Source organism: Hominilimicola fabiformis (assembly GCF_020687385.1).
GTDB lineage: Bacteria > Bacillota > Clostridia > UBA1381 > UBA1381 > Hominilimicola > Hominilimicola fabiformis.
Genome location: NZ_JAJEQM010000002.1, coordinates 69312 through 82422 on the forward strand (window position 1 = coordinate 69312; position 13111 = coordinate 82422).

General features: G+C 40.2%; 11 protein-coding genes. 9 read left to right on the forward strand and 2 right to left on the reverse strand.

What is annotated here, in order from left to right:
- The first annotated feature begins 77 nt into the window (after nt 1–77).
- The 3 genes from LKE05_RS01755 to yfcE all read left to right on the forward strand — a co-directional run bounded on the left by LKE05_RS01755 (nt 78) and on the right by yfcE (nt 7919).
- Entirely contained in the window at nt 78–6590 is a 6513-nt protein-coding gene (locus LKE05_RS01755) for a glycoside hydrolase family 2 protein (RefSeq protein ID WP_308455740.1), read from the forward strand.
- Between the two features lie 103 nt (nt 6591–6693).
- Nucleotides 6694–7392, forward strand: coding sequence for a metallophosphoesterase (locus tag LKE05_RS01760; RefSeq protein WP_308455741.1), 699 nt, complete (start codon nt 6694–6696; stop codon nt 7390–7392).
- A gap of 11 nt (nt 7393–7403) precedes the next feature.
- A complete protein-coding gene (gene yfcE / locus LKE05_RS01765) occupies nt 7404–7919 on the forward strand; it encodes a phosphodiesterase (RefSeq protein WP_308455742.1) in 516 nt (171 codons plus the stop codon).
- Nucleotides 7920–8427: 508 nt separating this feature from the next.
- Here the strand turns inward: yfcE and LKE05_RS01770 are convergent.
- Entirely contained in the window at nt 8428–9054 is a 627-nt protein-coding gene (locus tag LKE05_RS01770; protein ID WP_022228941.1) for a 3'-5' exonuclease, read from the reverse strand.
- Nucleotides 9055–9202: 148 nt separating this feature from the next.
- Here LKE05_RS01770 and LKE05_RS01775 point away from each other — a divergent pair, with 148 nt between their 5' ends.
- Genes LKE05_RS01775 through LKE05_RS01790 form a run of 4 tightly spaced genes read left to right on the forward strand, consistent with a single transcriptional unit; the run spans nt 9203 to nt 11481 of the window.
- Nucleotides 9203–9913, forward strand: coding sequence for a 5'-methylthioadenosine/adenosylhomocysteine nucleosidase (locus LKE05_RS01775; protein WP_147514626.1), 711 nt, complete (start codon nt 9203–9205; stop codon nt 9911–9913).
- On the forward strand, nt 9910–10386 hold the full coding sequence (locus LKE05_RS01780; protein WP_308455743.1) for an S-ribosylhomocysteine lyase: 477 nt from the start codon (nt 9910–9912) through the stop codon (nt 10384–10386). Before LKE05_RS01775 ends, LKE05_RS01780 begins: the two co-directional genes overlap by 4 nt.
- 44 nt (nt 10387–10430) lie before the next feature.
- Nucleotides 10431–10802: a CidA/LrgA family protein gene (locus LKE05_RS01785; RefSeq protein WP_022228938.1), complete on the forward strand. Its 372-nt coding sequence runs from the start codon at nt 10431–10433 to the stop codon at nt 10800–10802.
- Nucleotides 10795–11481, forward strand: a complete 687-nt coding sequence (locus LKE05_RS01790) for an LrgB family protein (RefSeq protein WP_308455744.1) — start codon at nt 10795–10797, stop codon at nt 11479–11481. Before LKE05_RS01785 ends, LKE05_RS01790 begins: the two co-directional genes overlap by 8 nt.
- Here the strand turns inward: LKE05_RS01790 and LKE05_RS01795 are convergent.
- Nucleotides 11458–12018 (reverse strand): DUF4364 family protein, encoded by a 561-nt coding sequence (locus tag LKE05_RS01795; protein WP_118445778.1) that lies wholly within the window; start codon nt 12016–12018, stop codon nt 11458–11460. The genes LKE05_RS01790 and LKE05_RS01795 overlap by 24 nt on opposite strands.
- A gap of 85 nt (nt 12019–12103) precedes the next feature.
- Between LKE05_RS01795 and rnhB the strand changes: the two genes are divergently transcribed.
- Both rnhB and LKE05_RS01805 read left to right on the forward strand, forming a co-directional pair.
- Nucleotides 12104–12751 (forward strand): ribonuclease HII, encoded by a 648-nt coding sequence (gene rnhB, locus LKE05_RS01800; RefSeq protein ID WP_022228935.1) that lies wholly within the window; start codon nt 12104–12106, stop codon nt 12749–12751.
- Nucleotides 12752–12753: 2 nt separating this feature from the next.
- Nucleotides 12754–13110, forward strand: coding sequence for a YraN family protein (locus LKE05_RS01805; protein WP_117965449.1), 357 nt, complete (start codon nt 12754–12756; stop codon nt 13108–13110).
- Nucleotide 13111 lies beyond the last annotated feature (1 nt).

Sequence of the window (13111 nt, forward strand, 5' to 3'; positions counted from 1 at the left end):
TATGCAATTCTTTAATGTTTAAAATTTGATATAATTAAATCAATCGTTAAAGCATATAAAAGAGGAGGAAATGAGAAATGAAGAAAAAAATAAGTATTTTTTGTTCACTGCTGTTGGCATTACAGATGATGTTGTCATTAGCGGCAGTTCCGGTTTTTGCAGACGAAGAACTAACTTCTGCTGTATACGAAGAACCGGAAAGTCCGGCGGTTACATATAATATGAACGTCGACTGGAAGTTCAAAAAAGCGGCAGACGGAAGTGAATATCCGCTTGCTAAGGCATCGGCAAGCGTCGCAAAAGACGGAAAGAACTTTTACGATGCAGATTATGATGACAGCGATTGGGATACGGTCAGTGTACCGCATCCGATAAACGCGGAAGATTCATTCGACGGTGCTTGTTACGATGCCGGTGAGGCAGGACTTTACAGAGGTTTTATGTTTTACAGAAAGCATATAACAATCCCTGAATCAGATGCAGGAAAGAAACTTTTCCTTGAATTTGAGGCAGTAAGAAACTCTGTTTACCTATATGTAAACGGCGAAATAGTCGGTTACTATGAGGCAGGTATCGCGGCAACAGGCTTTGATATTACAGACTATGTTAAACCGGGTCAAGACAACCTTATAGCAGTTGCGACAGATAACGCGGCTGACAGAGGTCAGTCTGACACAACAAAGGTAACAAAAGAAACAAAACCGGGCAGTGAACCGGGTGCGGCAGACGGTAACGGTTATCAATGGAACACAAAGGACTTCAACGAAGTTCAAGGCGGTATCACAGGTGACGTAATCCTTTACGCAAAGGGTAAGACTTATCAGACTTTGCCGCTATACAATAACCTTAAAACAAAAGGTAACTATATTTATGCGACAGACTTTGATATAAGAGGAAAGTCGGCAACAATCACAGTTGAGGGCGAAGTAAGAAATGAAGATGCAGATAAGGACGTTACTTTGGAAGTAAATGTCGTTGAAATGGTTGACCCTAACAAGGACTCAACAGATGCTGACGCAGATCATACAAAGCAACCTTATTTGAGATATTCATTTAAAAGTGACGCAACATCAGTTAAGACAGCAAAAGATACAGGTGCAGATTCTCACTTTATGACAACAGTACCTGACGACGCTTATGACGATAACCCTGCGGCAACAAGCACAGAAACTGTTGATGTAACAAAAATTGTTGCAAGTGCAAAATGTGAAGATATGAAGTTCTGGAGTCCTGATTCTCCAAACTTATATGACGTATATACAGTCCTAAAGGACAGCGAAGGAAATGTACTTGACGTTCAAAAGACAACAACAGGTTTCCGCAAGGTTGAATATGATATAAACGACGGCGGTCTGAAGATTAACGACCAGCCTGTATGGCTTACAGGTTACGCACAGCGTTCAACAAATGAGTGGGCTGTAATCGGTGTGGCAAACGATTGGTTGCAAGACCTTGATATGCAATGGATCAAGGAATCAAATTCAAACTTTATCCGTTGGATGCACGTTGCGCCGAAGCCGTCACAAATTCGTTCGGGTGATAAGTACGGTGTAGTATCGGCGTGTCCGGCTGGTGATAAAGAGGCTGACGTTGACGGAAGAGCATGGGATCAGCGTGTTGAGGCAATGCGTGACGCAATGATTTATTTTAGAAACTCGCCATCGGTAATTTTCTGGGAAACAGGTAACAACGCAGTTACAGCGGCACACCAACAGGAAATGACAGACCTAAAGAATACTCTTGACCCTAACGGTGAAAGATTCTGCGGTTGCCGTACAATTTCATCAACAGACCAAATTCAAGCGGCTGATTATGTCGGCACAATGCTTAACAGACATGCAAGCAATGCAAAGGCATCAATGGCGGCTATAAAGAAGTACGTTCCTATTATGGAAACAGAATATGCCCGTGAAGAGGCTCCGAGACGTGTATGGGATGACTTCTCACCACCTGACTATGATTACAGAAATAAGTGGCTTGGTGCAGGTGCGTCAAAGACGGACGGTTACGATATACACGACCTTACATCGGAAGATTTTTCATTGGTAGACGCAAGAGCTTACAATGAATTTTATTCAGACCGTGTAGGTGGTTTATCAGGTAATGACTACTATTCGGCTGCGGCTATGATGGTATGGTCAGACTCAAATATGCATAACAGAAACACAGGTAGTGAAAACTGCCGTACATCAGGTAAGGTTGACCCTGTAAGAATAAAGAAAGACGTATTCTATACAATGCAGACAATTCAGTCAACGACACCTAAATTGCATATCGTAGGTCACTGGAATTATCCGCAGCTTAGCGACGATACATACAACTATCCGCTAAAGTCATACAACGGTACATATTGGGAAGAAACAGGCGAATACGGCAAACGTGATCCTAAGAACAAGACAGTTTACGTTATCGGTTCGGCAGGTCTTTCAAAGGTTGAACTTTACGTTAATGATAAGCTAAAGGGTACATCAACAAAGCCTGACAGCACATTTATATATTCATTCTCAGGTATTGATGTAACAGAATCGGGTACAGTTAAGGCTGTTGCATATGACGCAAGAGATGAAGTCGTTGCAGAAGACTATATCTCAACAACAGGCGAGGCAACAACATTGAAGATTACTCCTGTTGCAGGTCCTGACGGACTTATCGCAGACGGCAGTGATATTGCATACTTTGACGTTGCAGTAGTAGATAAAGACGGAAACACTTGTCCGCTTGCATATGACAAGATTAATCTTTCATTAAACGGTGAAGGTGTTCTTCTTGGCGGTTACAACAGCGGTATAGGCGACAAGATTACAACAAACAACACTGATTACTGCTATGCAGAATGTGGTACAAACAGAATATTTGTTCGTTCAACAAGAAATGCAGGTGCAATTACTCTATCAGCATCTCTTGAAGGTCAAGCGCCTGTAACGGCTACAATCAACTCAACAGACGACCTTAATATGACAGGCGGTTTGACAACAAAAATGCAACGTACATTTGCACAAGGCGACGTTGCACAGGTAATTCAACAAACAGTTCCGTCACTAAAGACGCTTGGCAGCAGTGCAACTGCTGATTTCTCAGATAACGGCAATACATACACAATCGACCCTGACGAAGATGTTGATAAGTATGAAATGAAGCTTAACGGCACAACAATAACAGGATATACAAAATCACCTTACAGACCTGATACAACAACAGGCGTATTGTGTGACTCAATCAAGACTTTGGAGGCTTTGAAGAAAGTCAATCCGAATATTGAATACACAATTCAAACAGAGGGTGACGTTCCGTCATACACAGACGGTAGCTTGCCGATTGTTTCAATCACAGGCGGTTTGAAAGACGGTTACACACAAATTGATATTCAAAACGGTTCAACAACTTTGTTTGTAAATAAGGGTGCTGACAAGAACCTGTTAAATGCTCAGATTGAGTATAAAGACGGTGAACTTGTATCGGATATAGGTGCTGTACTTGGCTACCTTGACGGTGTAAGTTACAATATGAACACAAATACAAAGACTGCTAACGTAATATACAACGCAGAAAATGCTCCAAATGCAGTTCTTGAATATGCTAACGGTACAGCAAGAGTTACGGCTGTAGACGCTATTGAAAATGCAAACCTGATATTCGCAAGCTATAACCCAGACAAGACTCTAAAGATCATTGATACAAAGAAAGTTACACTTGATAAGAGTGGTGCATATAATGATTATCCTGTATCATCAAGCTTTGTAACAACAGACAATATGAAGATTATGCTATGGAAAAGCGATATGGCTACACCGATTTGCAAACCGGTTGTAATCGGCGAAAGCGAAAAAGCAGACACAACAGCATTGTTCAGCAAAGAAGATGACGGCGATAATGCACTTTTGAGTCTGTCAAGTGTTAAGAATTCAATCGTGGACGGTATTGTGGGATTGTTTGCGGACGATTCAACAGTAGGTACACCTCAAAATCTTGATACTTTGGCAGCGTCAATGAACGGTGAATCAAGTACACTTACATCAATCACGGGTGATAAAGTTGTAGCCGCAACAATCGAAAACGGTGCTCCTGACGGAACAAAGTATATTAAGACAGGTTCATACGGCAATAATAAGTACGGTGAATATTGTCTTGAAAGTGAATGTGCATATCCGGCCAATACAAAGGCTGACGTAATGCTTTCACTTGACGTAAGATTTGATGCAGACGGTGCAGGATTTACACCGGAAGATAAAGGTGATAAGAAGGTTGCAGGTGCGGTTGTATTCAGAAACGGTACAATTCAAATGCAAAGAGGAGGCAAGGATTATACAGATACAAAGATTGGTGCAGATACAAATACATGGTATCATATCGCACTTGTAGGACGTTACAGTGCGGCTGACGCAAATGTTGATATGTATGTATGGAAGTACAATTCAGACGGCACAAAGACATTTGTACAAAAGGTTACGGGTATGCCTCTTAGAAATATGGCAGCATCTAACGGAAACGGTGTGTCACATCTAAACATACTTGCAAATACAAGTGTTGATAATATAGCACTGTATAATCTTGGTGCAGATACAATTTCACTTGACAGCTCAAGCGATACAATCAAAGCCGGTGAAACAATGTTGTTTACTTACGGTGCAACAAGACTTGACCAATACATCACAGCGCCTGCTGTAACATGGGCAGTATATAACGAGGCAAATGACGCAGTTCTGAATGATGAAAACATAACAATATCAGAAAGCGGATTGCTTACAATCGGTGCAAATGCGTCAAAACAAAAGATTACAGTTCGTGCAACAGCGACAAACGGCGTATATGCGTCAAAGACTATTGATGTAGACGCGGTTGACACATCAACAGATACATACGATACACTTACTCTGTCAGCTGATAAAGCAACAGTAAGAGTAGGTGAAAATACACAGATTACAGCAGTTGCATCACTTGGCGGCGCTACAGTAACACCGGGTGACGGTGACTTGAAGTACATTATTTGCAACGAGGCAAATCTAAGAGCATTAAACAACAAAAATATCACAATCACAAATGACGGTGTACTAAGCGTTACAGAAGACGCAGTACCTCAAACAATCACAGTAAGAGGTACAAATAAGTCGGGCAGTGTTCAAGGTACTGTTAAAGTACAGATACTTCCTGCAAATATGAACACAGGTAATGAAGATAAGTACACAGATACATACGTTTCATCAAATGCATGTGAAGAATACGTTTCAGGTGCAACTCTTGAAGAAGGTTCATGGGACGGTTCGGGTTATTACAATGTAACAGCCGCTTATGATTTTGTAGGATTTCCTGCAAATACATCAGCAGACGTTATTTACTCGGCTGATATGAAGTTCGCAAAGGACGGTGCCGGCTGGACAGTATTCAGTAACGATAAGGGTAAGCTTGGTTTACAGCTTTCAAGCTCCGGCACAACATTGAATGCACTTGGTGCAAGTAACAAGACAGTCGGATCAATGACTGTTGATAAGGATTCTTGGTACAATGTACAGGTTATGTGTTCAACAGGTAACGCAAATGCTTATGCAGTAATGACAGTTTATAAGTATGACGAAAACGGTAAGAAAATAAATCCTCAAACAGGTGCGGAAGGCACACCGTACATCTTGACTTGTGCGCTTCGTAATCTTGCAGAAAGCCCTGCAAATCATATCAACATCAGTGCAGGTACTTGCGTAGATAACGTAATGAGCTTTAACGTAGCTCCTGATAAACTGACATTGTCAGTTGACGCACAGACAGTTCTTGCAGGCGGCAGCGCACAGGCATCAACAAAGGCGTCAAGAAAGGGTATTGAATTCCCTTATCTAAATTCAAACTTGATTAAGTATGATATTTATGATGCAGAAAACAAATATCCTTTGGGCAGTGACAAGATTACTATTGATGCGTCAGGTAAGATTAACATTGACGCAATGGCAGACGCTCAAGATGTATATGTAAGAGTATCATCAACAAGCGGCGGTATGAATGACAGCAAGAAACTTACAATTAAGTCGTCGGATATATTTGAAATCAATAAGTTTGGTTTTGAAGATGAGGATAAGACTAAGTTTAAGAGAATTGATGTTACAAAGAACTTTAACTACAGTGATGAAGTTACATTCGTTGCGGCAACATATAATAATCTCGGCGCACTTACATCAATCGCATTAAAGAAAGCATACGGCGATCAACTTACAATCGGTGCAAATAAGGTGACAATGTCTTTGGATTTACCGGATACATTTGATAAGGTAAATGATAAGTTTAACGCATTTGTTCTTACAAAGTTGTCATCAGATGGAGAAACAGCAGTTGATGAAAATATGACAGCGGCTAAGAACGGCACATCGGTAAATGTTGCAAACATTCCTGTATTCGATACAGGTGCAAAAGTTGTTGTTCTGGCACTGAAGAAAGACGCTGACGAAACAGATGTAAAGAGTGAAGATATTCTATACTTTACACAGATTACAGCGGCAGATATTGCCGATAACGCATTGACAATTCCGGCTTATGAGGCAGGAATGCAGATTAAGCTGTCGGGTAACATAAACGGTGTTCACACGGTTGTAAAAACTGTTGCAGAATAATATAACATGACCCTGAAAAGGTGTTCCGAAAGGAACACCTTTTTCTTGCTTTATTTTAGAATTTGCGGTATAATAGTAATCATAAATTTTAAGGAGAAAATGTATGGCATTATATACTATTGCGGATTTACACCTTCCGCTCGGAATAGACAAGCCGATGGATATATTCGGTAAGGCTTGGGAAAATTACGTTGAACGTCTGGCGGATAATTGGCAGTCGGTCGTAAAGGAAAACGACGTTGTTGTTTTACCGGGTGATTTTTCGTGGGCAACGTATCTTGAACAGAGTGTAAAAGATTTTGAATATTTGCATAAATTAAACGGTAAAAAGATTTTGCTTAAAGGCAATCACGATTATTGGTGGACGACAATGAATAAATTGCGTGAGTTTACCGCAGAGTGTGGTTTTGATGATATAGAATTTTTACAGAATAATTCGTTTATGTATGAGGACGTTGCAATTTGCGGTACTCGCGGTTGGATAAATCCGGGTTGGGATAATTTCGGCGGTGAGGACAGAAAAATATTCGATAGGGAAGTTTTAAGACTTGAATTGTCATTAAACAGTGTAAAGGAATGTAATGAAATATATGTGTTCACGCACTATCCGCCAATGCCTGTTTCGCTTAAGGAAAATGAATTTGTACAAATGATGAAAAAGTACCCTGTAACAAAGTGTATCTACGGTCATCTTCACGCGGCGGCTCACAGAAACGCTGTTGAGGGGACAATAAACGGAATTGAATATAAACTTGTTTCGGGAGATTACTTGGGATTTGATCCGATAAAATTACATGATTAGGAGAAATGAATATGAAGTTAATGTTTGCGTCAGATATACACGGTTCGTACTACTATGCCCAAAAAACAGTTGAGGCATACAGAGAGGAAAAAGCAGAAAAGTTGATTTTGCTCGGCGATATACTCTATCACGGACCGAGAAACGATTTGCCGAAAGATTACGCACCGAACAAGGTTATTGAACTTTTAAACGGCATTAAAAACGAGATACTTTGTGTAAGAGGTAACTGCGATACGGAAGTAGACCAAATGGTGCTTGAATTTCCCGTACTTGCCGATTATGCAGTTATATTCGTTGACGGAAAAACATTGTATTTGACTCACGGACACAAATACAATCCGAATAATTTGCCTCCGATAAAAAAAGGCGATTATCTTGTGAACGGTCATACACATATCTTGGCGAATGAGGATATGGGCGATTTTACATACTTAAATCCGGGTTCTGTTTCAATTCCCAAAGGCGGTAATCCGCATACGTATATGATATATGAAAACGGTGAATTTAAAATTAAAGAATTGAAGTAGGAGAACAGAGAGAGTTGCTTGTATGGTAGATTATAACCGCATTTACTTCATAAGGGACGGTACCACGACGTCCCTCTTGCCACCCCTCAGACGGTTCCGCCGTCAGCTCCCCTCAAGGGGAGCCGATTGTAAGTGTGGCTGATACAAAAAAATATGCAATTCGTAGGGGCGATCATCGGTCGCCCGAAAATCGCATACACTTCGTAGGGAACGGCACCCCGAGTCCCTCTTGCCACCCCTCAGACGGCTCCGCCGTCAGCTCCCCTCAAGTGGAGCCGATTGTAAGTGTGGCTGATACAAAAAAATATGCAATTCGTAGGGGCGATCATCGGTCGCCCAAAAATCGCATTCACTTCGTAGGGGACAGTGCCTCGGCGTCCTTTTTGCCGCCACTCCGTCACTTCGTGCCACCTCTCCTCAAGGAGAGGCTTTTAAGGCGCCCCCTTGAGGGGAGCTGTCGTGAAACGACTGAGGGGTGTCGAACAACAATTTAACATCAAAAAAGCCGTCATTCATTGACGGCTTTTTTTGAATTTTTCTTTTGTTTCTTCTTATTCTTTTTACACTTCAAATGAGTATCCGGAGTAAGGTGACCGATTTCCATTTCAAAACATTCCTCAACTTCATCAAGGTTCAAAAGACTGTAATCTTCAAGTATTCTAACCATAACTGCAGCACAGGCATATGCGTCATCATAAGCACGGTGATGATGAAAATGAATACCGAGTGCGTCACAAAGATTATTTAATTTATGACTCGGAAGTTCGGGATATGCTTTTTGCGACAATTTCACCGTACACAAATAATCAAAAGTCGGGAACGGTATATTAAAATGTTCCAAAGTCGCACAAAGTGCACCGACATCAAAACCTGCATTATGTGCAATAACTGTTTTGTGGTCAAGGTACGGCTTTAACTTATCCCAATAATCCGCAAGTGTAGGCTTGTTCACAACCATATCAGGTGTAATTCCGTGAATTTTTATATTATAATCATTAAACTCAAACGGTTCAGGTTTAATAAGAATTTCTTTTCTGTCAGTTATCTTGTTGTTTTCCACCACACATATACCAAGACTGCATACGCTTGTATAATTTGATGTGGCGGTTTCAAAGTCAATAGCTACAAAATCCATATAATCTCTCCTAACGTCATATCATTATACAACTTTTTTTGCCGAATGTCAAAGGATAAAGCAAAAAAGAGTAATTATTTGTACAGAACATAAATTGACAGGCAATTTTATTAGTTATATAATAGATAGAAAGTTAGGAGGGACATATATGCTTGTTGGAATAATAGGTGCAATGGACCTTGAGGTTCAGGCATTAAAAGGACTTATGGACAATGCAGTGGTGGAAACAATCAGCACCATTGATTTTTATAAAGGCAATATTAACGGCGTGGAAACGGTTGTTGCGGTTGCGGGAGTCGGCAAGGTAAATGCGGCGGTCTGCTCACAGACTATGATACTTAAGTATTCGCCTGACATTATGATAAACGTGGGTGTTGCCGGAGGACTTTCGGACGAATTTAAAATCGGCGACATAGCCGTTGCGGACAGCGTTGTTGAACACGATATGGACACATCACCGATAGGTGACCCTGTCGGCTTGATTTCGGGCATTAATCTTGTCAATATACCTTGTGACAAAAAGCTTGCCGATTTAATGGAGCAGGCAGTAAGCAAGGTAGGCACAATAACATCAAAAAGAGGTGTTATTGCTTCGGGCGACCAATTCATCAGCAAACAGGAACAAAGAGATAGAATAAAAGATAATTTCGGTGCTATTGCCGCTGAAATGGAGGGAGCAAGTATCGGACACGTTTGTTATATGAACGGTGTGCCTTTCGGTGTACTGCGTGCAATATCGGACGGCGCAAACGACGATTCACATATGGATTATCCCGAATTTGTAAAAATGGCAGCGGCAAATTCAATCAAGATTATACTTGAACTTTTAAACAGCATAAACGGAGGAAAATTACAGTGAATAAAATAAAGAGCTTTCAAGTTGACCACAGGAAACTCGGTGTGGGAATTTATGTATCAAGAGTTGATGTAGATATAGTGACATACGATTTACGTTTTTGTAAACCGAACAGCGGAACGGTGCTTGATAATGTGACAATGCACACGATTGAGCATATGCTTGCAACGTTCGTAAGAAATTCTGATATAAAGAATGAAGTATTATATTTCGGTCCTATGGGCTGTCAAACAGGTTTTTACTTGCTTGTACGCGATGTGGTTCCGAAAGAAAAAGTTCTTGAAACGGTAAAAGATATTTTGGCAAAGACAATTAAACACGACGGCGAAGTTTTCGGAGCGAGTGAGATTGAGTGCGGAAATTATAAAACACTTAATCTTGATTGTGCAAAGAAAGCGTGCAGAGAACACCTTGAGGCTATTCGTGATATAAACGACATAATAACGTATGATGATGTAAACCAAAGGGGATGCTGATGAAGTATTCCTTTTTTATTTGAACACGGTAGGAGTGAATTTTTATGAAATACATTTATCAATTATTTATAATATTGGTTGTTACATTTGTCGGAGAATTGTTGCATTATTTTATACCTATTCCCGTACCTGCGAGCATATACGGACTTATAATAATGCTTATACTTTTGTGTACAAAGGTTGTAAAGCTTGAACACGTTGAAAGAACTTCGGACTTTCTTATTGAAATAATGCCGCTTATGTTTATTCCGGGCGGCGTCGGACTTGTAACGGCTTGGGGCGATTTGAAAGATATGATGTTGCCGGTTGTCGTTATAACAATCATATCGACAATCGTGGTTATGGCGGTTACGGGCAAAGCGACTGAATTGATTATGAAAACAGGCAAGAAGAAAGAGGGCAAAAAAGATGAATAATATAATGACAGACAGCATATTCTTCGGTGCGGTAATCAGCGTTGTGGGATATTTGATAGGAATATTTTTAAGAAAGAAAATTTCGGTTTTAAATCCGTTGCTTGTATCAATAATCTTTGTAATCGCGGTTATAAAGATATTTCACATTGATTATGAAACATATAACAGCGGTGCAAAGTATATAAGCTATCTTTTAACACCTGCAACGGTCTGCCTTGCAATACCGCTATACCGTCAAATATCCGTGCTTAAAGAACACGCAAAGGAAGTGTTTATAGGCATACTTGCGGGAGTTTTGGCAAGTATGGGAAGTATACTTTTGATGTCGTATTTTTTCGGACTTACGCATGAACAGTATGTAACGCTTTTGCCGAAATCAATCACAACGGCAATAGGAATGGGCGTGAGTGAAGAACTCGGCGGAATACAGACAATAACCGTTGCGGTAATTATCATAACAGGAGTACTCGGCAATATAATCGCTGAGGCGGTTTTGAAAATTTTCAGAATAAAAGAGCCTGTTGCAAAAGGTCTTGCGATAGGAACTGCGTCCCACGCAATCGGTACAACAAAGGCTCTTGAAATCGGTGAAATCGAGGGCGCAATGAGCAGCCTTTCGGTTGCGGTTGCAGGACTTATGACTGTCATATCAGCGTCAATCTTCGCTAATATGATGTAATTCCTCGTTAAAAGCAGTAAGAATTGTTTCGTAAACGATATTCGGCTCATTCTTGAAATACACAGCCATACGTTCTGCCTCTTCACGCGAGCCGGCATATAGTGAAAGCTTTAAAAGGTTGGTGTCGTCATCGTCGTAAAGCTCACATTCGACGCTGTATTCGTTTTTGCGTATACGGGTAATCTTACTGCGTACGGAATTACGGACTTTTTCGGTATTGAAAAGCTCATTGATAGAATTATCAATAGGTTCTTTTATGTAAACAGGTATGTTTGGAGTGTAAAGGTCACTTGCATTCATACCTTTTTTTGTTATTTTATATTTTTCGTTGTGTTCACTTTCAAGAAAGGTTTTAACGTGATGTGTATGTTCGAGATTATCAAGTGCGACTTGAAAATCTTGAAAATTAATGTTACAATTATCAAGAACAAGGTTTATAAGATTATTGTACGGAACATAATCTTTTGCTTGATTTAATGTATAAAGAATAATAAATTGTATTAAAACGGGATCGTTAATTTCCCTTTGATACAACATAAAAAATCACCTCCGTGTATTTAATATCAGTATAACACATTTAATATTAAATTGGTAGAGGTAAATAGAAATCAGGAGAAAAAATATGCCGAGAAAGAAACTTACAGAGGAAGAAGAAATTGCACGCGTAAAGGCGATGTATGAGTATGAACATAATTGCCGCGATAACGGATATACGGTTGTTGCGGGAGTTGACGAGGCAGGAAGAGGTCCGCTTGCCGGCCCTGTATATGCGGCGGCGGTTATACTTCCGAATGACATTATAATCAAAGGAATAAATGATTCAAAAAAACTTTCCGAAAAAAAGAGAGAAGAATTGTTTGAAGAAATAACCGAAAAGGCAATCGCATATAATATATTCAGTGTGGACGAAAAACGAATTGACGAAATAAATATTTTAAACGCAACGTACGAGGCAATGAACGGTGCGGTAAACGGACTAAGCACTGCACCCGATTTTGTGCTTATAGACGGTAACAGAATAAGCGGAATGGAAATACCGCACGAAACGGTTGTAAAGGGTGACAGTAAGAGTATTTCAATAGCGGCGGCGTCTATTTTGGCAAAAGTGAGCCGTGACAGATTTATATGTCAAATGGCGGAAAAGTATCCCGAGTACGGCTTTGAAAAGCATAAGGGTTACGGCACAAAGGCACACAATGAGGCTATTTTAAAATACGGTCCGTGTCCGATACACAGAAGAACATTTTTAAGAAAATTATTGGGAGAATGATTATGACGACAAAGGAAATAGGAGATTTCGGAGAAAAGGCGGCAGAGGATTATCTTGTTGAAATGGATTACTTAATCCTTGAAAGAAATTACCGTTTGAAATTCGGCGAAATTGATATTATCGCCGCAAAGGACGGCGGACTTGTTTTTGTGGAAGTAAAGACGAGAAAGAGTAATTTATTCGGTGAGCCGAGCGAATATGTTGACCGCAAAAAGCAGGAACGGGTGAAAAAAGCCGCAATGGTTTATGCAGATGTGGAAAATACCGATATGCGATTTGATGTGATAGAAGTATTTTATGAGGAGAAAAACGGAGAATTATTTCTTGTTAAAGTTAATCATATTGAAAATGCTTTTTAAT

Bases quoted from the DNA above. Each gene is read 5' to 3' on its own strand.
- LKE05_RS01755 (WP_308455740.1), top strand. From the start codon at position 78: ATGAAGAAAAAAATAAGTATTTTTTGTTCACTGCTGTTGGCATTACAG.
- LKE05_RS01760 (WP_308455741.1), top strand. From the start codon at position 6,694: ATGGCATTATATACTATTGCGGATTTACACCTTCCGCTCGGAATAGAC.
- yfcE (WP_308455742.1), top strand. From the start codon at position 7,404: ATGAAGTTAATGTTTGCGTCAGATATACACGGTTCGTACTACTATGCC.
- LKE05_RS01770 (WP_022228941.1), bottom strand. From the start codon at position 9,054: ATGGATTTTGTAGCTATTGACTTTGAAACCGCCACATCAAATTATACA.
- LKE05_RS01775 (WP_147514626.1), top strand. From the start codon at position 9,203: ATGCTTGTTGGAATAATAGGTGCAATGGACCTTGAGGTTCAGGCATTA.
- LKE05_RS01785 (WP_022228938.1), top strand. From the start codon at position 10,431: ATGAAATACATTTATCAATTATTTATAATATTGGTTGTTACATTTGTC.
- LKE05_RS01790 (WP_308455744.1), top strand. From the start codon at position 10,795: ATGAATAATATAATGACAGACAGCATATTCTTCGGTGCGGTAATCAGC.
- LKE05_RS01795 (WP_118445778.1), bottom strand. From the start codon at position 12,018: ATGTTGTATCAAAGGGAAATTAACGATCCCGTTTTAATACAATTTATT.
- rnhB (WP_022228935.1), top strand. From the start codon at position 12,104: ATGCCGAGAAAGAAACTTACAGAGGAAGAAGAAATTGCACGCGTAAAG.
- LKE05_RS01805 (WP_117965449.1), top strand. From the start codon at position 12,754: ATGACGACAAAGGAAATAGGAGATTTCGGAGAAAAGGCGGCAGAGGAT.